Origin of the sequence: Roseibium sp. (assembly GCF_048260565.1) — a bacterium.
Taxonomy (GTDB): domain Bacteria; phylum Pseudomonadota; class Alphaproteobacteria; order Rhizobiales; family Stappiaceae; genus Roseibium.
Genome location: NZ_JBLXGP010000003.1, coordinates 273,784 through 292,335, shown reverse-complemented (window position 1 = coordinate 292,335; position 18,552 = coordinate 273,784). Strand labels below are relative to the sequence as shown.

The following is an 18,552-nucleotide window of genomic DNA, read 5'->3' as shown; positions in this document are numbered from 1 at the left end:
CTGATGACATGCGAAACCGAAGGGAAGTCCATGTTCAGAACCGCCCTCGCATTCGTGCTGACGCTTGCATTCCTTTCGAGCGCCTTCGCGGATCAACTTTCGAAAACGGTCCCGGCCAACCGGAAGTCCGAAGTCTACTCCCATGCGGTCTATCAGAAACAGACCTGCATTTCGGGAGCCATCCCGAATATGAAAGTCGGCAGAAAACCGAAACACGGCAAGGTTACCTTCCAGAGGTCGAGCTTCAAGCTCAGCAAGAAAGCCGGAGGCTGCGCGGGAAAACTGATCAAGGGAATGGGCATTTACTATACCCCGGACAGAAACTACCGGGGCAAGGACACATTCACCGTGAACTACTCCTATGAAACATACCCGGGCAGCAGCCGACGGCATTTCGTGTCAACAACTTACAATATTACAGTCAAATGACCCCGTGCTCTGACCCCACATTCACGCCTGCCGATCACTGATCGGCTTGCCCCACAGCGAAATAAGATTAAAGCGTTTTTCGTGCTGCCTGCGGCAACAGAAACGGCATTGCCGGGCCCGGCAAAGCACCGATTCGCAGCGGAAAATCGAAGGCTTCCGAAATCAGGTCGTCGTTATAGACGTCCTCGACTTTGCCATCGGCAAGAAGGCGGCCTTTCTTCATAACCAGCACCTGATCGGAGTACATGGCTGTCAGGTTCAGGTCGTGCAGGACACACAGCACGCCGCCTCCCCTGTCGGCGAAATCCCGCGCCACATCCATGATCAGCACCTGATGGCGGATATCCAGGCTGGAGATCGGCTCGTCGAGGATCAGCCAGCGAGGTAGATCCCCGTTCCTGGGCTCCCAGACCTGGCAGAGGACGCGGGCAAGCTGAACCCTCTGCTGCTCGCCACCGGAAAGCGACTGATAGGCCCGGCCCTCGAATCCGGCCATATCCACCCGCTCCAGCGCCGCCCCGATCCTGTCCCGAACATCCGCCATCTGCAAAGGCGCATTTTGCAAACCGAGCCGAACCACTTCCTTGACCGTCAGCGGAAAGGAGAGCTGGGTATGCTGGGGAAGGACGGCACGCACCTCGGCGAGCTCCCGCGGCGCATACCGGTCGAGCGGCCGCGCGTTCAGAGAAACGTCGCCATCATAGCCGGCTTCGCCGGTGATCGCCTTCAGCAGCGTCGACTTTCCCGAACCGTTCGGCCCGACGATGGTGCAGACCTTGCCCGGACGGGCCGCGAATGTCACATCGGACAGGATCGTCTTGCCCGACAGCCTGACCGCCAGTCCGCTGACACTGAGATTGGTTTCCATTGCCGTCATAGTCCGATCAATCCTCTGCGCCGGAGAAGGACCCAAAGGAAGAACGGCGCACCGGCGAGCGCCGTCAGAATGCCGATCGGCAATTCTGCGGGTGCCACGACAATCCGGCTGACCGTATCTGCAAGAATGAGCATGACAGCTCCCAACAAGGCCGAGGCGGGCAACAGGTAACGGTGGTCGGGACCGATCGTCAGACGCAACAGATGCGGCACGACGATGCCGACAAAGCCGATCCCGCCGCTGACCGCGACGGAGGCACCGGTCGCCGCCGCAACTGCGACGATGGCCAGGGTCTTCAACCGCTGAACCCGGATCCCCAGGTGGCCCGCCGCGGCCTCACCCAGGAACAAGGCGTTCAACCCCCTGGACAGGGACAGGGCAACGGTCAGCGCGACGGAGACGATCAGTGCACAGGTCGCAACCTTTTCCCAGCTGGCCCCGGCGAGAGACCCCAGGTTCCAGAAGGTCAGGTCGCGCAATTGCTGGTCGTCGGCATAGAAGATCAGAAGGCCGACCATAGACATGGCCAGCGCGCTGATGGCAATGCCCGCCAGGAGCATGGTCGCGACCGATGACAGCCCGTTGCTGGTGCCGATCCTGTAAAGCAGGGAGGTAACCAGCAGGGCTCCGAGAAAGGCGGAGACCGGCAGGGAGAACACGCCCAGCACAGCCGCGACCGGCGCAAGCCAGGACTGGCCCAGGATGATGAATCCCGCCGCTCCCAGTCCCGCGCCGGAGGAAACGCCGATAATTCCGGGATCGGCAAGCGGATTGCGGAACAGGCCCTGCATCACGGCGCCGGAGACCGCTAGTGCGGCTCCCACCAGCGCGCCGAGACAGACCCGCGGCAGCCGGACCTGAAAAAACACGATTCGGTCCCGCAGGTCTTCGCCGGACAGGGAGGACACCGGATCGAAGATCGTCGACATCACCTTCAGAACCTGAATCTCGAGCGCCCCGGAATTCAGGGACACCAGCATGGCACATCCAAGAAGGACGGCCAGCAGGGCGATGGCGGACCGCGCAAGCGGTGCGCGGTCGCCGTCTCGCGCCGCCGTAACGCGGCGCTGCAACGGCTGGAGAACGAGTGCGGTCATGATGCCACCCCTTTTCCTGACAGGCCCTGAGGGCCTAAAGCCCAAAGGCCGCGAGTTCCCCGGACAGGTCCCGCACGGCGCTCGCCGTCCTCGGACCGAAGCCCAGAAGATAGAGCCCGTTCATCCGGATGAGCCGCTTTTCCTCTCCTGCAGGGGTTTGAGCGATTGCGTCGTTGGCGAGGATATCCGAAGCGGAATTTTCATCCCCGTGACGCTCCATCATCAAAATGACGTCCGGATTGGCGGCGGTGATCGCCTCCTCGTTCAACTGCTTGTAGCCGTGCACACCGTCAATGGCGTTCTGCGCGCCCGCCATCTGAATGATGGCGTCGGCCGCGGTCCCGGAGCCTGATGCGAGAACTCGCCCTCCGGCATAAGACAGCACGAACAGGACCCGGACCTTCCGGTCCCGCTCATGCGCTTCGGCAACCGCCTTATCAAGATCCGCCCCGACCTTCATCGAAAGGGCCTCGGCTTTTTCAGAAACGCCCAGCGCGGCGCCGACGGACTTGATCTTCTGCCGGATTGCCTCGCCGGAATAGCCTTCCGGGACCGTCACGAACGGCACTCCGGCGGAGGCCAGAACGGACACGGCTTCAGGCGGCCCGCTGCCTTCGATGGCAAGGATGCCGTCCGGTTTCACCGAGAGAACTCCTTCGGGAGAGAGAGCCCGCATGTAACCGACGTCCGGCAGGGCAAGCGCTTCTTCGGGATAGCTGGCTGTACTGTCACGGGCGACCAGCCGATCCTGCTCCCCGAGAGCAAAAACGATCTCGGTGAGGGAGCCGCCGATCGCCACGATACGTTCCGCATTGTCCGGGAGGCGATCCGACGAGTAAACCGGTCCGGAGGCCATGAAGCCCATGGCGAACGACAATCCGAAGGCAAGCCGCCGGGCGGCGCGCGTGAGGAAACGCGATACGGTCAGGGTCATGCCAGCGCCTCCCCGGCTGCGAGCGCCTGCAGACGCGGCAGTTTTTCCACCAGATCTCGCCAGTCGTCTCTCTCCCTCTTTCCCTCGCCGCGAACGCCGAAGAACTGCATGATCTGGTCCCCGTCGCGGTCGAACACCTCCACGGAAGTGACATGCCCTTCGGCGACGGGCTTGCGCACGCCCCAGACCTCGGCGATCCGGTCGGTCCTCAGGTGCATATGGAAGCCCTCATCCATGACATTGATCCACGGGCCTTTCGCAACGATGTTGGCAACCGGGCCGGAATGGATCTGGATACACCCCCTGTTGAAGACGAAACACATGATCGGAAGGCCATCATTGGCCGCATGGTGCAGAAGTGCCGTCACCGCGCTCCCGTCCAGGGTCCAGGCGTAGGAATCGCCTGCCAGGTGGAATGCGTTCAGCCGATGCAGGTCCAGGTCCTTCAGAATTCCGACGAACTGGTGCGGATCGGTCATCGCCTGCCAGCGCTCCCGCAGTTCCGCCTGGGCGCTCCTGTTCAGGGCCGGCCGCGCGGGCTGGTCGAACGGAACCACCTCGGCCAGCAGGCCCGGCGTCTGGTCTTCGAGGGCAAGCCGGGCGACAAGTTCGTCCCAGGCCTCCATGTTCGTCGCCTCGCGGGCATGGATCTTGTGCACCGCCTCGCCGTGGCCGTCGAAGAATTGCATGCTTTTCTTCACGCCAGAGCCGGTGTCTTTTTCCACAGCAAACCCGTGAACCCAGGCGGAGGGAAACATCCGCATGTCGATGTCCGCGCCGAGCATCAGGGAGGCATTGCGGCCCTTGATATAGCGGTCGTACACGCCGACCTTTTCGTGAACGGCGCTGTCGTTGCGGGTCAGGGCCAGGACTTCACCGAGGGCCTCGAGCCCGGGAAACAGGACGCTGAAGTCCGTGGAGATTCGTTTTGCGGACTGGCCGCAGAAGGCCGCCACGAGTTCGGCTTCGGAAACGCCGCACCGTTGCGCCAGGTCGCGCTCGCGCATTTTGGGATTGTCCGCGCGCATCCGGCGGAGCTGTTCGAAATCGGTGACAGTCGTGTCCATTGGTCATTCCTTCAATTGGATCGGGAAAAACGTCACCTCGCAATTCCTCCGTCATTTCAGAGGCATGGCTGATTTCTGGCTAGGCCCGGCCCTCGAATAACGTTCGCGAGGTCCGGGCACTGCGACGGCACGCATTAATACTTGACTCTAATATTCAGAAAATAGTACGGCATCAATACCTGAGTTGAAGACTCATGATTTTTTAACAAATGAAACGCGAGCAAGCCGGAGCCAGCCAGCATTTCAACCCACTGGAGGTAAGAGATGGGGCTGATAAGCCGAAATCGGGGCTGGCTGATGTGTGGAGTGGCGGCAAACGCCGTCGTCATGTGCGGTCAGGCACATGCGCAGGATGCGCAGGCAATTCCGAACCAGGGAAGCAGCACGACGCTTTCCGAAATCGTCGTCGGAGCGGGCGTCCCGAAGGTCGCCATCGATACGCCGCAGGCCGTGACCGTTATCGATCAGGAAGCCATCGACGAAAAACAGCCGACGACGATCGGAGACATCTTCACCCAGATACCCGGCGTCAGCATAGTCGGCTCCGACCGTATCGGCGGCCAGTCGTTCAACATCCGCGGTATCGGCGATCTGGGCGCGGCCGACGAATCGAAGATCATCGTTTCGGTCGACGGCGCGGTGAAGTTCTACGAGCAGTACCGCATGGGCTCCTTCTTCAGCGATCCGGAACTGTACCGGCGCGTGGAAGTCCTGCGCGGGCCGGCGTCGTCCACCCTTTACGGTTCGGGCGCGCTCGGCGGGGTGATCAACTTCACCACCAAGGACGCGGAAGAATATCTGAAGCCGGGCGAAACCGGCGCGGTCCAGTTGAAGACGCAGTATAATTCCAACAAGGACGGCATTCTGGGATCCGTCATCGCGGCCTACGCCTTCAACGACCTGACGTCCGTGCTGCTCAACGGCAACGTGCGCAAGCAGGGCGAATACGAGACGGGCGCGGGTGTTCCCGTCGCCGGTTCGGACTTCCTGTCCTTCTCGGGCCTTGGCAAGGTCACCCACCATTTCGGCGACGCCAATGAACAGACCATTCGGCTGTCCTATCAGCGTTGGCAGAGCAATGCCGACGACGCCGAATATTCCCAGACGGGCACGCTCGGCTTCGGCACCATCGACCGGGACATTACCGACCAGACCGTGATCCTCTCCTACGAGAACCCGGCAAGCGACAATCCGTGGCTTAATCTGAAAGCGAACCTGTCCCTGTCCGACACCCACGTGGTGCAAAGCGACTCCTCCATGGGCGCATTCAGCACGTCGCAATTGTTCGAGGACGGCGAGTACACCTACCGGACCTGGGCTGGAAAGCTGGAAAACACTTTCGAGAAGTCCGGCGCCAATTTCATGAACTATCTGACGATCGGCACCCAGCTCAGCTATCAGCAACGCTTGGCGACCAGTGAATCCGGCGCGATCGGCTTCCATCCGGAAGGCACGGACACCAAGCTCGGCTTTTTTGTCCAGGATGAATTCATCTGGAACGAACGGCTGACCCTCATCCCCGGCGTCCGCGCCGATTTCGTCAATTTGGACCCGGACTCCGCCATTGCCGGTGCCTCCTCGCAGTCGGATGTGGCGCTGTCTCCGAAACTCGCCGCCATGTACAAGTTCAACGACACCGTGTCGCTGTTCGGTTCAGTCGCCCACACCGAACGCATGCCGACACTGGACGAGCTGTTTTCCTCGTCTGGAGCGACCGGCACCTATCCCGGCGGCCGGTCCGCGAGCCTCAACCTCAACAAGGAAACCTCGAACAACTTCGAGGCAGGCTTCGCCCTGTCCTTCATGGATGTCCTGTCGGCCAATGACGGACTGCAACTGAAAACGACCGGGTTCTACAATTTCCTGAACGACCTGATCACGACCAACCCAAACACGGGTCTGGCAACCGCGGTTCCCTACTATGTGAATGTGGAAAAGGCCGAGATCTACGGGGTTGAAATCGAAGGCGCCTATGAAGCGAAATACGCCTTCGGCAACATGGCGTTCAGCAGGATCTTCGGCTACAACACCGATACCGGCCAGAACCTCGACACCATCCCCGCCACGACGCTGGCCCTGACCCTGGGCGGACGTCTGCCCCAATACGATCTGTCCTTCGGCTGGCGCGGACAGTTTGCGGAATCGATCGCGACCGGTGCCACGACCGACGGACCGTTTGCCGGCTATGCGGTGCACGATCTCTTCGCCGACTGGACGCCGGAAGACGGCCAGATGGCCGGCTGGCAGGTGCGCGCATCGGTGGAAAACATCTTCGATAAATCCTACCGCAACAACCTGGCCGGCGATGACGGTCCCGGACGGACGTTCAAGCTGACACTGGCAAAGAAGCTGAGCTGGTAAGGCGGGTTAGGGCGGGGACAGCTCTTCGGGGGCTGTTCCCGGTCCCAAAGCGAAAAAAGCTTGGTCAGGCATCGGTTTTACGGTTGCCTGACCAAGCCTTCCCGATCCCATCGGTCGAAGATCTCCAGCGCCTTTTCCGCGAAGGCCGCATCGTTGATATGCGCATCGATCTCATGCAGGTCGACATTTCCCGGACAGCCATCCCGCATTGCGGCGATGAACGCGGCCAGCCCTTCGGCGTCGTGAAGGTCCGCTCCCGGCCGGTCCCATTCGCCGCATCCGCCGACCGGCAGGATCAGGGCCGTCGGGCCTTTGGCCTTGGCCAATTGCACACAATGCGCCCGCGCAACCTCTTCGCGCTCTTCCGTGTTCAACACGATGGATGTGAGCAGCCGGTTGTGGGCGTGTTGCAGATGCTCCGACCATTTGTCCGCTATCGGCTGCCAGCCGACCACATCGACGAGGTCATAACAGCCGGGCGCAACGATTTGCGGAATACCTTTTTCACCGGCATGGGTCAGACGATCGGCGCCTGCCGAAATGTTCGATCCGTTGAGATGGTTGCCGAGCTCCTGGGTGCAGAAATCGAAGACGCAGGCAAAGGCGCCTTGCGCGGCGAGGGATTCGAACGCCCGCCCGCCCATGCCGGTGGCATGGAACACCGCCACCTCGAAGCCCCGGTCCTCCAGCGCCGGTTTCAGCGCCACCATGTATTTCAGTGCGGATTTGCCGAGCGAGGTCATGCCGATCAGCGGCTTCGACCGGTCCGGCGGCTTCACCGCCCGTGCGGCCCCCAGAACGGCACCCGCCGCCTGGCTTAGCGAGGCCTTGCAGACGGAATTCAGCCCGTAGAGCCCACCCGCCCACAGGATCATCTGGGTATCGGCGGCAAGCCGGTCCGGCGGAATAAGCGGCGAGAAGGCGACCGTGGAGACGATATATTTCGGCACGCCGAGCGGCAGGGCGGAACAGACGTCGAGGGCAAGATCGGTCCCCATGGTTCCGCCGAGCACCACCATGCCGTCGAACCGGCCCTCGCCGTAAAGGCGGGCGGTCAGCAGGGCCGCCCCTTTCGCCATGATCTGCATGGCGTGGTTTTCGTCGCCGCTGTCGATCGCCGCCTGGATGGAACTGCCGCCCTCCTCCGCCACATCGTGCTTGGAATAGTCGGTCGGTAGCGCCGGATCGCCGAGCACGCTGACATCCATCGTCAGCACCTTGCCGCCCTGCCCCCGGATGACATCGGCCATGTAGGAGAGCTCGTCGTTCTTCGTGTCATAGGTGCCGACGATGAGGATCGTCCTGTCGTCCATCTTGTGTCCCCTAAAGCTTGATCCAGGCCGTCTTCAGATCGAGATACTTGTCGAAGGCATGCAGCGACTTGTCATGGCCGTTGCCCGATTGCTTGTGACCGCCGAGCGGAACCGTCAGGTCGGACCCGCCATAGGTGTTCACATGGACCACCCCGGCCCGGATGCGCCGGATCATCCGGTGCGCCCGTGACAGATCGGTGGTCCATACGCCGGAGGCAAGGCCGTAGGGCGTTCCGTTCGCGATGTCGATGGCTTCATCTTCCGTATCGAACGGGATGACCGCCAGTACCGGACCGAACACTTCCCGCTGCGCCAGATCATCGCCGGGTTCGACACCGGTAACGATGGTCGGCTCCATGAAATAGCCGCCGGTTTCCTCCAGGATCCGCCGGCCGCCGATCCGTACGGTCCGGCCGGATGAGCGCGCCTCTTCGACAAAGGCGAGGTTTTGTTCAAGCTGACGAAGGCTGTTGACGGCGCCCGCCGCCGTTTTCGGATCGAGCGGATCGCCGACTTTCATTGTCTCCACACATGCCGCCAGCCGGTCGACAAAAGCGTCATGAACGGACCGCTCCACCAGAAGGCGCGTACCGGCGATACAGACCTGGCCGGAATTGCGGAAGATACCGTTGGCCGATGCCTTTGCTGCCGCATCGAGGTCCGGCGCATCCGCAAAGACGATGTTCGGTGACTTGCCGCCGAGTTCCAGATAGACGCGCTTCAGGTTCGACTTCGCCGCGTTTTCCAGAAGCCTGCGCCCGACCGCGCCCGACCCGGTGAACACCAGCACATCGACCTCCATCGACAGGGCGATGGCCTCGCCGACGACGCGGCCTTCGCCGGTCACGACGTTGAGCACGCCCGGCGGCACACCGGCGTCGAGCGCCAGTTCGGCGAGACGGACCAGTGTCAGCGATGCGGTCTCCGCAGGCTTCAGCACGACCGTGTTGCCCGCCGCCAGCGCCGGCCCGAGCTTCCACGCGCCGATCATCAGCGGGAAATTCCACGGCACGATGGCGCCGACCACGCCGACAGGTTCCCGGTGGATGAGCCCCAGAACGTCGTCCGCCGTCGGGGCGATCTCGCCGTAGATCTTGTCGATGGCCTCCGCGTAGTAGCGGATCGTGCCGGCTGCCGATAGCGGCTCCGCCTTCAGCGCCATGCCGATTTCGGTGCCGTTGTCGCGCACGCCGAGCACGGCAAGCTCCAGCGCGTTTTCCTCGATCAGCGCCGCCCACTTCAAGAGGATCTTCTTGCGCGTTGCCGGCGGCATGCCCGACCAGCGCCCGTCCTCGAACGCCCTGCGGGCCGCGGCAATCGCGGCCTCCGCGTCTTCCCTGCCCCCCGCCGCCATGGTGGTCAGCACCTTGCCGTCCAGGGGCGAGACGACGTCCATTTCCGCACCGCTCGCCGACCTGCGGCGTTCGCCGTCGATGACGTGAACAGCCGGTGGAACCGGTGCGCGGCGAAGCTCTTCAATACGCGCGTGATCAAACATGGATATCACCTCATCTGGCTGTCGTGCACATCGTGGTCATGGGACATTTCGGGCTCGCGCAACCGGCGTTCGCGGATGATGCCCCAGATGTGCGCCACGATCAGGAGAACAATGGCCGTGGCAATAAGCGCGGAGATCGGCCGGTCGACGAAATCGAGCGGCGTCTTTACCCGCGCCATGGCCGAGCGCAGTTTCACTTCCATGATGTTGCCGAGAACCATGCCCAGGATGATCGGGACGATCGGCAGGTTCTGCCGTTTCAGGATCAGGCCGAACACGCCGAAGCCAGCCGCGATGGCGCAATCGGTCACCGAATTGCGGAGCGAATAGACGCCGACAAAACTGAGCGTGAGGATCATGATCCCAAGGAATCGTGTCGGAATGCGGATGATCCGGATCAGGAAGTTGGACGAAAACAGCATGAACACGACGACGATCACGTTCAACGCGATCATGGCGATATAGAGCGCATAGACGAAGTCGAGCTTGTTCTGGAACAGGGCCGGGCCCGGGATCACGTTGTGGACGTAGAAGACCGACAGCATCATCGCCGTCAGCGCCTCGCCCGGAATGCCCAGCGCCAGCAGCGGGATCATGGCGGCGGCCGGAACGGCATTATTGGCCGATTCCGAGGCGACCAGTCCTTCCGGCGATCCCTTGCCGAACAGATCCGGATCCTTCGAGGTCTTCTGCGCGTAGGTGTAGGACAGAAACTGGGCGGTGAATTCACCGACGCCCGGAATCATGCCCATCAGCACACCGAAGCCGGCCCCGACCGACGCAATCCTCTTGTAGCGGAAGACCTCCGTCATGGCGGACAGCATCCGGCCCTCGACCCGCTGGGTTTTCGGCGCCCCTTCCGGATCGTTGAGCAGAATGAAGGCCTGGCTGATCGCGAACAGGCCGAGCACCACGACGATCAAATCGAAGCCGGAGGCAAGCCATTCCTGGCCGAAGGTAAAGCGCTGTGTGTACTTGACCGGCTCCAGACCGACTGTCTGCAATAGAATGCCGAAGGCGGCCAGCATGCCGGCGGCGAAGGTCTGGCCCCGGTGGGCAATGATCACCAGGACGATGCCCAACAGCGCCGCCAGGAAAATCTCGCGGCTGCCGAACATCGGCGCGATCTTGGCCAGCACCGGCGAAAACAGGATCAGCGCCACGATGGAAACGATCCCCCCGATAAACGACGCTCCGTAGGCCAGACCCAACGCCCTCAGCGCCTGGCCGGCCTTTGTCATCGGATGGCCGTCATAGGTCGTCAGCGCGTTGACGGCGGTGCCCGGTGTGTTGATCAGGATCGCCGGAAGCGCACCGCCGAACATGGACGAGCCGTAGATGCCGAGCAGCATGGTGAGCCCGACCAGCGGGTCCATGGAGAAGGTGGCGGGCAGAAGGATGGCGATGGCCACCGCCGGGCCGACGCCCGGGATTGCCCCGATGATCACGCCGCCGACCGAACCGATCAGAAGGGCAAGCGCCACATCGTACCGGGCCAGGAGTTCCACGCCGGAAAGAAAAGTATCCATGGGTCGAGCGCTCAGAAATAGGTCATCATGAAGCCGCGGAGCCCGTCCGGCAGGCCTTCATAGATGAGGCCGGCCGGCAGTTTCACCTGCAGGAAGCCCTTGAACAGGATCACCACGGCCATGGCAAAGAGGACCGCCATCCCCGTCCAGCGCGGGCTGCGGTAGCCCATCCGCCAGGACATCAGGACGCAGAACAGGATCGTCGACAAAAGGTAGCCGAGGACAGGTGCGGCGGCGACATAGGCCATGAACCACAGGGCGAACTCCACCGACCGCACCCAGTAGAGGACTTCTGCAAGCCGACCGGGTATCCGTTCGGACACCAGCGCCCCGATCAGATGGAGCAGGCTGAAGACCACCATCGCGCCGATGGCGACCGTCGGCCAGAAGGCCGGCTGGGCGAACAGCCTGGTTCGCTTCACCCAGACCGTCTGCTCCGGCAGGGCGGCCAGCAGAAGCAGGGACAGCAGGAAAAACGCCAGGGCAAAGACCAGATCTCCCGGCCGACGATACCGTTTGAACAGGTCCTGCAGGGTCTTGATACGGCTCATGATCGTCCCGGAAATTAAGAGGCGCCCGCACGTCGGGTGCGGGCGCGATCAGATCAGTTGCCGATCAGTTTGGCGACGGTTCCAAGCGTTGCGGTGTCCTTGGCGATCTGCGCCTTGGCGGCATCCGCATCTTCCCAGTAGATCAGCGCCCCGGTTTTGGCGGACAGTTCCTTCGCCTTGTCGGACGCCATGACCTCTTTCGCCACGGCGGCGATTTTCGCACGCACATCCGCCGGTGTTTCCTTGCGCACGAACAGACCGTTCCACAGCGCCACGTCCAGGTCCGGCTCCAGTTCGCCGACGGTCGGCGTATCGGGCGTCAGCGGAATCCGTTCGGACCCGATGGAGGCCAGGACATTCACCTTGTCCAGGCAGGGAAGGATGAGCTGCAGCGTCGTGTTGATCACATCCGCATCGCCGGAGGCGAGGGTGTTGCAGTCGAGCGCATCGAAGGCGGCTTCGCTGCCGTAGTCGAAGCCCATCTTCTTGGCGAGTGCGAAGGTCACCTGGGTCGGGATCAGGAACGACCCGAAATGACCGAGGGCGACGTCGTTGTCCTTGGCATAGGCGGCCAGCTCCTTCATCGAGGCATAGGGCGCATCCTTCGACGTCGCGATCACGAAGGGATAGGTCAGGAAGATCCCGACCGGCTCGAACGGGTTCGGATTGAGCGCCGGAATACCGACTTCCGGTCCGACGACCGGTACGTCGATCACGAAGGAACCGACCGTATAGCCATCCGGCGCGGCGGCTGCGACCTCGGCAGCCCCCGGAAACGGACCGCCGCCGCCGCCGGGCTTGTTCACCACGGCTGCCGGCACGTCGTAGGTCTTCTGGAATTCGTCGGCGATCATGCGGGTGAGCACATCTTCCAGATCGCCCGGCGGGAACGGCACCACGAATTCAACGGGCTTCTCGGGATATTCGGCCGCTGCGGTCATCGGCAGGGCGATCGCCGCGACCGCGGCCGTCACTGCTAGAAGCTTTTTCATTACGTGCTCTCCTGTGGAAGGTTCGGTTTATTATTTGAACCATTGGTATCAATTATTCTTGCCCACCCTCAGTTTTTCTGTCAAGGTTTGTTTCATCTGAAACCAAACGCAGTCATGGAAGTCCGGGCCCTCCCGATGGGTACGATCACCAAAGCCATTGAAATGCTGAACTATTTTTCCCACCGCCGGCCGGAGATCGGATTGAGCGAATTCGTCCGTCTGATCGGGCGGGACAAGGCGACGGTGCATCGTCATCTGTCGGAACTGGAACGAAACGGCTTTCTGGAACAGCATCCCGTCACGCGCGCATACCGGCTCGGGCCGGCCATCCTGCGCCTGTCCGGCGTGCGCGAAACCACCCACCCCTTACGCTCCGTGGTCAGGCCCATCGTGACGGAGCTGGCGCAGGAGGTGGGCGAACTGGTCCATTTCTCGTTGCTCCAGGGCCAGACCCTGTCACCGGTCTTCCACGCCGACCCGAAAATGCACGGAACGCAGGTACATTTCGACGAAGCCGAATTGCTGCCCCTGCACGCCACGGCCTCGGGCCTTGCCCTTCTTGCGTTTGCGCCGAAGAAGCTGACCGACCGCGTTCTGGCCGGACCGCTTGAACGCTTCACGGAGAGCACCATCACGGACCCGGATATCCTGCGGGACCTGATGGAAAAGGTTCGCGAAACCGGCTGCAGCAAACTGGAACAGGGCTTCGACAACGAGGTCTCCTCCCACGGCGCACCCATTTTCGGACCGGACGGCGAGCTTCTTGGCGCCTTGTCCATCGCCGTTCCCCACGTGCGCATGAACCCGGAAAAAAGCGCCGCGATCCGCGAAGCACTGAAAAGAGGCGTCATGAAAATCACCAGGTCGATCGGCGGCAACATTCCGCCCAGGCACGCCGGAAAGTGGGGCACCGATGCCTGAACGGGCGCTGATTCTCGATTTCGGCGGCGTCATCACCCGCACGCTGTTCGAAACCCACCCCCAGACCGAACAGGCCCTGGGGCTTTCCCCCGGCACGCTGACCTGGCGCGGTCCGTTCGACCCCGAGAGCGATCCGCTGTGGCGGTCGATGCAGGCCGATGAGATCAGCGAGCGGGACTACTGGAAGGCCCGCACCCGGGAAATCGCCGAACTGATCGGCGCCGACTGGACGGAGATGTCCGATTTCGTCCGCGCCGCTCGTGGAGCCAGCCCGGCGGACGTCATCCGCCCGGAGTTCCTGTTCACCCTCCAGAGGGTCAAGGCCGCCGGTATCCGCGCCGCGATCCTCTCCAACGAACTGGATCTTTTCTATGGCGCGGACTTCCGAAAGAAGCTGCCTTTCCTGGAGGATTTCGACGTTATCCACGATGCGACCTACACGAAGATCCTGAAACCCGATCCGCGTGCCTACACCGGGGTTCTGTCGGATCTCGGCCTCGCCCCGGAGGCCTGCGTCTTTGTCGACGACCAGGCCCGTAACATCGCCGGCGCCCGCGCCGTCGGCCTCGCCACCGTTCACTTCAACGTTCAGTCCCCCGCCGAAAGTTACGCCGAAGCCATGACGCTTCTCGGCCTTTCTGGAGAAACCTCATGAAAAACAAGAATTTCCTGAAGGAAAACAACGCCCGTCACCTGTGGCACCCGATGGCCCATCCGGCAGACAGCCTTGCCAATCCGCCCGACATCATCGTCGAGGGCGACGGCGTCATGATCACCGATGTCGACGGTCACAGGACCGTCGATGCGGTCGGGGGCCTCTGGAACGTCAATCTCGGCTATTCCTGCGAACCGGTGAAGGCGGCGATCGCCGCCCAGCTCGACAAGCTGCCCTATTACTCGATCTTCCGCGGAACCACCAATGACGCAGTGATCGAACTGAGCGAAATGCTCAAGGACTTCTTTGCTCCCGACGGCCTGTCGCGCGCCTTCTTCACCTCCGGCGGTTCCGACTCCGTGGAAATCGCCCTGCGGCTCGCCCGGCAATATCACAAGATCCGCGGCGAGGCCGGCCGGGTCAAATACCTCAGCCTGAAGAAGGGCTATCACGGCACCCACACGCTCGGCGCCTCGGTCAACGGCAATGCCAATTTCCGCACCCAGTACGAACCGCTGATGCCGGGCTGCTATCACATTCCCGCCCCCTACACCTACCGCAACCCGTTCAACGAAACCGATCCGGAGAGGCTGGCCGGCCTCTGCCTGGCAGCGCTTGAAGACGAGATCAAATTCCAGGGGGCGGAGACCATCGCAGCCATGATCATGGAACCGGTGCTGGGCGCCGGCGGCGTCATCCCGCCCCATGAAAGCTTCATGCCCGGCGTGCGCGAGATCTGCTCTCGCTATGGCATCCTGCTGATTGCCGACGAGGTCATCACCGCCTTCGGCCGAACCGGAAGCTGGACCGGGTCCCGTCACTGGGGCGTCAAGCCGGACATGATGACCACCGCCAAGGCGATCACCAACGGCTATTTCCCCTTCGGCGCGGTCATGATCTCCGACCAGGTCGCCAAAACCTTCGAGACCGACAAGACCGGAAAAGGCGCCATCGGCTCCGGCTACACCTATTCCGGCCATCCGGTCGGCGCGGCCGCGGCCATCGCCTGCCTGAAGGAGACCGAACGGCTCTCGGTCAAGGACAATGCCGGCGCGCGCGGCGCGCAGCTTTACGAAGGCCTTGTCGCATTGAAAGAAAAATACGCCATCATCGGCGACGTGCGCGGCGGCCACGGGCTGATGTGCGCCCTTGAACTTGTCTCCGACCGGGCCGCAAAGTCCCCGATCGACAAACCGACCATCGGCAAGGTGCACCGCACGACTTATGAAAACGGCGCCATGATCCGCGTCTCCGGCAACAACATCATTCTGTCGCCCCCGCTCGTCCTCGGCGCGGAGCATGTCGACACAATCCTGTCCGCACTCGACGCAGGATTTGCCGCGGTCTCGTGAGTTTGGCGCTACGCTAAGACAGTCAGGTGGACGGCTGGCAGGTGCGTGCGTCCGTGGAAAATGTGTTCGACAAGGTCTACCGCAACAACCTGGCCGGGGGCGACGGCCCGGGCCGGACCTTCAAGCTAACACTGGCGAAGAAAACGAGTTGGTCACAGCCCGCGGCCGGGACTGCTTTACCGGGTCTGCTTTACCGGGTCTGCTTTACCGGGTCTGCTCAACGAGCAGTGTTTGGAGGCAATCCCGGTCTAGCTCGTAGTCGACGCAGAACATATCGACGACCTTCGCGCCAAACGACAAGTGATTTTCTCCCATCTCCTAAAACAAAAGCAAATTTTCAATGTTTATATATAATATAATTATTTCCCTTCTTCATTTATTTCTTTTATTTCTTGAGAGAATCCCCAACTCAGAAAGAAATTCTTCCGTAATAAATTCACCGGGTTTTTCAAAAATTGGAGGCGCAGCCGCGTCAAAAGTACATTTTTGAAAATGACACCTTTTCAGCGACTCTTCGCTTTCGAACTTCGCAGCAGTAAAATCGCATTTGAAAAAAAAGATTTCATCAAAAGAGAACCTATCATGCATTACTTTCGATATTTTCACACCCTCAAAAACACAACCATCGTACTTATCGTCCACAACAATACCAAAATCAGAAGGTGAAAAAGATGGCTTCGAAACAATAACCCTTGATACATAAGCACCACTAAGTTTATTCAAAAAATCAACAGTTTCATCATCCGCAGATATTTCAACATTCGCGATTACCGACGCAGAAATTCCTGCTACAAGCTGCAATGCATGTTGTTGCGACCCGGACCTTTTTATGGAACCGTCATGGTCAAGTAGCAGATCCTTTGCTGGGCCTCTGTCCTCAAAGGATCTAAAGTGCCAGAATCTTTCTTCCATTCTACGCCCTAAGGCGTTCGCTTCTGTAAAAGTTCTTCGAATTCCGGCTAAAAGCCTATCCGCTACCGGACCTGAGACGTAATGAAGATTACTAAATTCGTCGGCTAACATTTCCAAACCGTAGCTGGCATACTTTCCGTTTTGGGCCAACACAATTGTATCTAACATTGCGATTGCATAGCTTCGATTTGTGAGTTTTTCATCTGTTAAAAGCGCAGCTGCTTTTTCGAAAAGCAATGCGAGGTCTGCCTCTTCGCGGCTATCATTCTGGCGCTGATTTTCATCTGCTTGGCGGCTACTGATTGCTCCGCGCCATAACACAGAAAAAAATGTAACAGCTGCGACTCCGGCAGCCAAAAACGGTGTAACAGCACGCGATCTTTCGCCCATGTCAATACCTACGGCGGTATCAAGAAAAACCCACCAAAAGGCATACGCCAGCCCAATCAGAGAAAAGACGGCAAAAGCAACAGCCATACCAAGCCAAGTCTCTTCGGAGAAACTTGGGACTTCAGGCATTTTCTTTTCCTCTTTTTTACTCATACTATTCCTAACCCTGAGGCTACCGAGTTTTCGCACATTATGAAGTTTAGGTACCGCTTGAAAAGCCCTGACAAGAACCACCAACATGTCCGCCGCATACTTGAATTGGATGAATGTGACCGCGTCTTACAAGGGATAAAATTACAAAACCTCAGATAGTGAAATTGCCAAATTAATTGAGAGAATCTCCCATCAATCTTCAAATTCAAATTCAAATTCAAATTCAAATGATAAGAGCCAACAATTTGGATATGGCGCCAACCTACCTTCCTTGTTTTGAAAATTACGCAGCCTATATTTTCCAAAACATGAAACTACAGGATCCCTCCCATGCAAGATGCGGTGAAACTGACCTGTGCCGCCTGCGGCCAGACCAACCGGGTGCCGGTGGCCAAGCTCACGTCCGGCCCGAAATGCGGCATTTGCGGTGAAGCCCTTGCCTCCGGCAAGGTGGCCGAACTGGATCAGCAGGCCCATGACAAGGCCACGAAGACGGACGAACTGCCGATCGTTGTCGACTACTGGGCGCCCTGGTGCGGTCCCTGCCGGATGATGGCGCCGGAATTCGCCAAGGCGGCGAAGGCGCTCAATCCGCACGTCCGCTTTGCCAAGATCAATACCGAGGATTTTCCCCGCGTCTCGCAGAAGCTCGGCATTCGCGGTATTCCGCTGCTGATCCTCTGGCACAAGGGCCGCGAAGTTGCCCGTCTGGCCGGCGCCCGGCCCGCCCGCGACATCGAGGCCTTCGTCCGCCAGTCGGCCACCGTCAAGGGCTGAACAGGGCCTCAGGCGTCGTGGGCTGTCAGCCAGTCACGGATGAGGCTTCGGTAGCGCTCGCCGGAAAAGCTCGGGAAATGGCCGCCGTGCACGAGCCGCACCGGCAGATCGAGGAGCCGGGTCATGCTGGCGATATAATCGCCCATGTCCGAATGATAGGTGTCCTCGATCAGCGGCCCGTCGTAGACGATGTCTCCGGAGAACAGGATCCCGGTCGCTTTCTCGTAAAGCGCGATGCCGCCCGGTGAATGGCCGGGCGTATGGATCACAGTGAAATGCCGGTCGCCGAGGTCGACGACGTCACCGTCCTCGACGATGCGCGTCGCCGGGGCCTTTTTCACCGCATATTCGGTCGAGCTGTAGGGCGGCGGCGGCAACCGGGTGAAGATCTCGTCGGTCACGTAAGGATCGGCCAGCGTGTTCGCCCGGGTGGGCTCGGCCAGAAGCTCGGCTTCGCATCGGTGCACGGTGCGGTGCTCGAACTCGTGATGGCAGCCGATGTGGTCGAAATGGGTGTGGCTCGCGACAGCTTCCAGCGAACGCTCCGTAACCAGAGGCACCTGTTCGCGCAGGCTGACCACGCCCATGCCGCTGTCGACCAGCATGTCCTTGTCCCGCCCGCGCACGTGCCAGATGTTGCAGCGGTAGAACTCCTGGATGAACGGCTCGCAGATATAGGTGACGTCGTCTCCGACCTTGCGCGTCTCGTACCAGATGTCAGCCGTGGCCCGTTCCATACTCACC

The 18,552-nt window shown here is 60.8% G+C and carries 17 protein-coding genes; 6 read left to right on the top strand and 11 right to left on the bottom strand.

The features are described 5' to 3' along the window. Window positions 1-30 precede the first annotated feature (30 nt). The gene (locus tag ACN0SO_RS09565; RefSeq protein WP_417676957.1) at window positions 31-429 is read left to right on the top strand and encodes a hypothetical protein; all 399 of its coding nucleotides are present in this window, start codon (window positions 31-33) and stop codon (window positions 427-429) included. A gap of 67 nt (window positions 430-496) precedes the next feature. On the opposite strand, the gene ACN0SO_RS09560 is transcribed toward ACN0SO_RS09565, so the two are convergent. From ACN0SO_RS09560 to ACN0SO_RS09545, 4 genes are read right to left on the bottom strand one after another with little or no spacing between them, the layout of a single operon-like run. Beyond that, window positions 497-1,297, bottom strand: a complete 801-nt coding sequence (locus tag ACN0SO_RS09560) for a heme ABC transporter ATP-binding protein (protein ID WP_417677474.1) — start codon at window positions 1,295-1,297, stop codon at window positions 497-499. 5 nt (window positions 1,298-1,302) lie between these two features. Next, window positions 1,303-2,403 carry a FecCD family ABC transporter permease gene (locus ACN0SO_RS09555; protein WP_417676955.1) on the bottom strand — a complete coding sequence of 367 codons (1,101 nt, stop codon included), beginning with the start codon at window positions 2,401-2,403 and terminating at the stop codon, window positions 1,303-1,305. A 34-nt stretch (window positions 2,404-2,437) separates the two neighbouring features. Then, window positions 2,438-3,337: a heme/hemin ABC transporter substrate-binding protein gene (locus tag ACN0SO_RS09550; RefSeq protein WP_417676953.1), complete on the bottom strand. Its 900-nt coding sequence runs from the start codon at window positions 3,335-3,337 to the stop codon at window positions 2,438-2,440. Continuing rightward, window positions 3,334-4,404 (bottom strand): hemin-degrading factor, encoded by a 1,071-nt coding sequence (locus ACN0SO_RS09545; RefSeq protein ID WP_417676951.1) that lies wholly within the window; start codon window positions 4,402-4,404, stop codon window positions 3,334-3,336. The genes ACN0SO_RS09550 and ACN0SO_RS09545 overlap by 4 nt, the downstream gene beginning before the upstream one ends. Before the next feature lie 264 nt (window positions 4,405-4,668). On the opposite strand from ACN0SO_RS09545, the gene ACN0SO_RS09540 reads away from it, so the two are divergent. After that, on the top strand, window positions 4,669-6,765 hold the full coding sequence (locus tag ACN0SO_RS09540) for a TonB-dependent receptor domain-containing protein (protein WP_417676949.1): 2,097 nt from the start codon (window positions 4,669-4,671) through the stop codon (window positions 6,763-6,765). Window positions 6,766-6,842: 77 nt separating this feature from the next. Here the strand turns inward: ACN0SO_RS09540 and ACN0SO_RS09535 are convergent, their stop codons facing one another. Genes ACN0SO_RS09535 through ACN0SO_RS09515 form a run of 5 tightly spaced genes read right to left on the bottom strand, consistent with a single transcriptional unit; the run spans window position 6,843 to window position 12,648 of the window. Further along, window positions 6,843-8,078, bottom strand: a complete 1,236-nt coding sequence (locus ACN0SO_RS09535) for a Tm-1-like ATP-binding domain-containing protein (protein WP_417676947.1) — start codon at window positions 8,076-8,078, stop codon at window positions 6,843-6,845. Window positions 8,079-8,088: 10 nt separating this feature from the next. Continuing rightward, complete coding sequence (locus ACN0SO_RS09530; protein ID WP_417676945.1) at window positions 8,089-9,576, bottom strand: aldehyde dehydrogenase family protein; 1,488 nt, start codon at window positions 9,574-9,576, stop codon at window positions 8,089-8,091. A gap of 5 nt (window positions 9,577-9,581) precedes the next feature. Beyond that, on the bottom strand, window positions 9,582-11,105 hold the full coding sequence (locus ACN0SO_RS09525; protein WP_417676943.1) for a tripartite tricarboxylate transporter permease: 1,524 nt from the start codon (window positions 11,103-11,105) through the stop codon (window positions 9,582-9,584). An 11-nt stretch (window positions 11,106-11,116) separates the two neighbouring features. After that, complete coding sequence (locus tag ACN0SO_RS09520; protein WP_417676941.1) at window positions 11,117-11,656, bottom strand: tripartite tricarboxylate transporter TctB family protein; 540 nt, start codon at window positions 11,654-11,656, stop codon at window positions 11,117-11,119. 53 nt (window positions 11,657-11,709) lie between these two features. Continuing rightward, complete coding sequence (locus tag ACN0SO_RS09515) at window positions 11,710-12,648, bottom strand: tripartite tricarboxylate transporter substrate-binding protein (RefSeq protein WP_417676939.1); 939 nt, start codon at window positions 12,646-12,648, stop codon at window positions 11,710-11,712. Window positions 12,649-12,783: 135 nt separating this feature from the next. Here ACN0SO_RS09515 and ACN0SO_RS09510 point away from each other — a divergent pair, with 135 nt between their 5' ends. Genes ACN0SO_RS09510 through ACN0SO_RS09500 form a run of 3 tightly spaced genes read left to right on the top strand, consistent with a single transcriptional unit; the run spans window position 12,784 to window position 15,576 of the window. After that, window positions 12,784-13,569: an IclR family transcriptional regulator gene (locus ACN0SO_RS09510; protein WP_417676937.1), complete on the top strand. Its 786-nt coding sequence runs from the start codon at window positions 12,784-12,786 to the stop codon at window positions 13,567-13,569. After that, window positions 13,562-14,224, top strand: a complete 663-nt coding sequence (locus ACN0SO_RS09505; protein ID WP_417676935.1) for an HAD-IA family hydrolase — start codon at window positions 13,562-13,564, stop codon at window positions 14,222-14,224. The genes ACN0SO_RS09510 and ACN0SO_RS09505 overlap by 8 nt, the downstream gene beginning before the upstream one ends. After that, window positions 14,221-15,576, top strand: a complete 1,356-nt coding sequence (locus tag ACN0SO_RS09500; protein WP_417676933.1) for an aspartate aminotransferase family protein — start codon at window positions 14,221-14,223, stop codon at window positions 15,574-15,576. Before ACN0SO_RS09505 ends, ACN0SO_RS09500 begins: the two co-directional genes overlap by 4 nt. A 372-nt stretch (window positions 15,577-15,948) precedes the next feature. On the opposite strand, the gene ACN0SO_RS09495 is transcribed toward ACN0SO_RS09500, so the two are convergent. Beyond that, a complete protein-coding gene (locus tag ACN0SO_RS09495) occupies window positions 15,949-17,031 on the bottom strand; it encodes a hypothetical protein (protein WP_417676931.1) in 1,083 nt (360 codons plus the stop codon). A gap of 330 nt (window positions 17,032-17,361) precedes the next feature. On the opposite strand from ACN0SO_RS09495, the gene trxC reads away from it, so the two are divergent. After that, window positions 17,362-17,808, top strand: a complete 447-nt coding sequence (gene trxC / locus ACN0SO_RS09490) for a thioredoxin TrxC (protein WP_417676929.1) — start codon at window positions 17,362-17,364, stop codon at window positions 17,806-17,808. A gap of 8 nt (window positions 17,809-17,816) precedes the next feature. Here the strand turns inward: trxC and ACN0SO_RS09485 are convergent, their stop codons facing one another. After that, window positions 17,817-18,545, bottom strand: a complete 729-nt coding sequence (locus ACN0SO_RS09485) for an MBL fold metallo-hydrolase (RefSeq protein ID WP_417676927.1) — start codon at window positions 18,543-18,545, stop codon at window positions 17,817-17,819. Window positions 18,546-18,552 lie beyond the last annotated feature (7 nt).

Excerpts from the sequence above, each read along its gene's own strand:
- ACN0SO_RS09565 (WP_417676957.1), top strand. The coding sequence starts at position 31 with ATGTTCAGAACCGCCCTCGCATTCGTGCTGACGCTTGCATTCCTTTCG.
- ACN0SO_RS09560 (WP_417677474.1), bottom strand. The coding sequence starts at position 1,297 with ATGGAAACCAATCTCAGTGTCAGCGGACTGGCGGTCAGGCTGTCGGGC.
- ACN0SO_RS09555 (WP_417676955.1), bottom strand. The coding sequence starts at position 2,403 with ATGACCGCACTCGTTCTCCAGCCGTTGCAGCGCCGCGTTACGGCGGCG.
- ACN0SO_RS09550 (WP_417676953.1), bottom strand. The coding sequence starts at position 3,337 with ATGACCCTGACCGTATCGCGTTTCCTCACGCGCGCCGCCCGGCGGCTT.
- ACN0SO_RS09545 (WP_417676951.1), bottom strand. The coding sequence starts at position 4,404 with ATGGACACGACTGTCACCGATTTCGAACAGCTCCGCCGGATGCGCGCG.
- ACN0SO_RS09540 (WP_417676949.1), top strand. The coding sequence starts at position 4,669 with ATGGGGCTGATAAGCCGAAATCGGGGCTGGCTGATGTGTGGAGTGGCG.
- ACN0SO_RS09535 (WP_417676947.1), bottom strand. The coding sequence starts at position 8,078 with ATGGACGACAGGACGATCCTCATCGTCGGCACCTATGACACGAAGAAC.
- ACN0SO_RS09530 (WP_417676945.1), bottom strand. The coding sequence starts at position 9,576 with ATGTTTGATCACGCGCGTATTGAAGAGCTTCGCCGCGCACCGGTTCCA.
- ACN0SO_RS09525 (WP_417676943.1), bottom strand. The coding sequence starts at position 11,105 with ATGGATACTTTTCTTTCCGGCGTGGAACTCCTGGCCCGGTACGATGTG.
- ACN0SO_RS09520 (WP_417676941.1), bottom strand. The coding sequence starts at position 11,656 with ATGAGCCGTATCAAGACCCTGCAGGACCTGTTCAAACGGTATCGTCGG.
- ACN0SO_RS09515 (WP_417676939.1), bottom strand. The coding sequence starts at position 12,648 with ATGAAAAAGCTTCTAGCAGTGACGGCCGCGGTCGCGGCGATCGCCCTG.
- ACN0SO_RS09510 (WP_417676937.1), top strand. The coding sequence starts at position 12,784 with ATGGGTACGATCACCAAAGCCATTGAAATGCTGAACTATTTTTCCCAC.
- ACN0SO_RS09505 (WP_417676935.1), top strand. The coding sequence starts at position 13,562 with ATGCCTGAACGGGCGCTGATTCTCGATTTCGGCGGCGTCATCACCCGC.
- ACN0SO_RS09500 (WP_417676933.1), top strand. The coding sequence starts at position 14,221 with ATGAAAAACAAGAATTTCCTGAAGGAAAACAACGCCCGTCACCTGTGG.
- ACN0SO_RS09495 (WP_417676931.1), bottom strand. The coding sequence starts at position 17,031 with ATGAGTAAAAAAGAGGAAAAGAAAATGCCTGAAGTCCCAAGTTTCTCC.
- trxC (WP_417676929.1), top strand. The coding sequence starts at position 17,362 with ATGCAAGATGCGGTGAAACTGACCTGTGCCGCCTGCGGCCAGACCAAC.
- ACN0SO_RS09485 (WP_417676927.1), bottom strand. The coding sequence starts at position 18,545 with ATGGAACGGGCCACGGCTGACATCTGGTACGAGACGCGCAAGGTCGGA.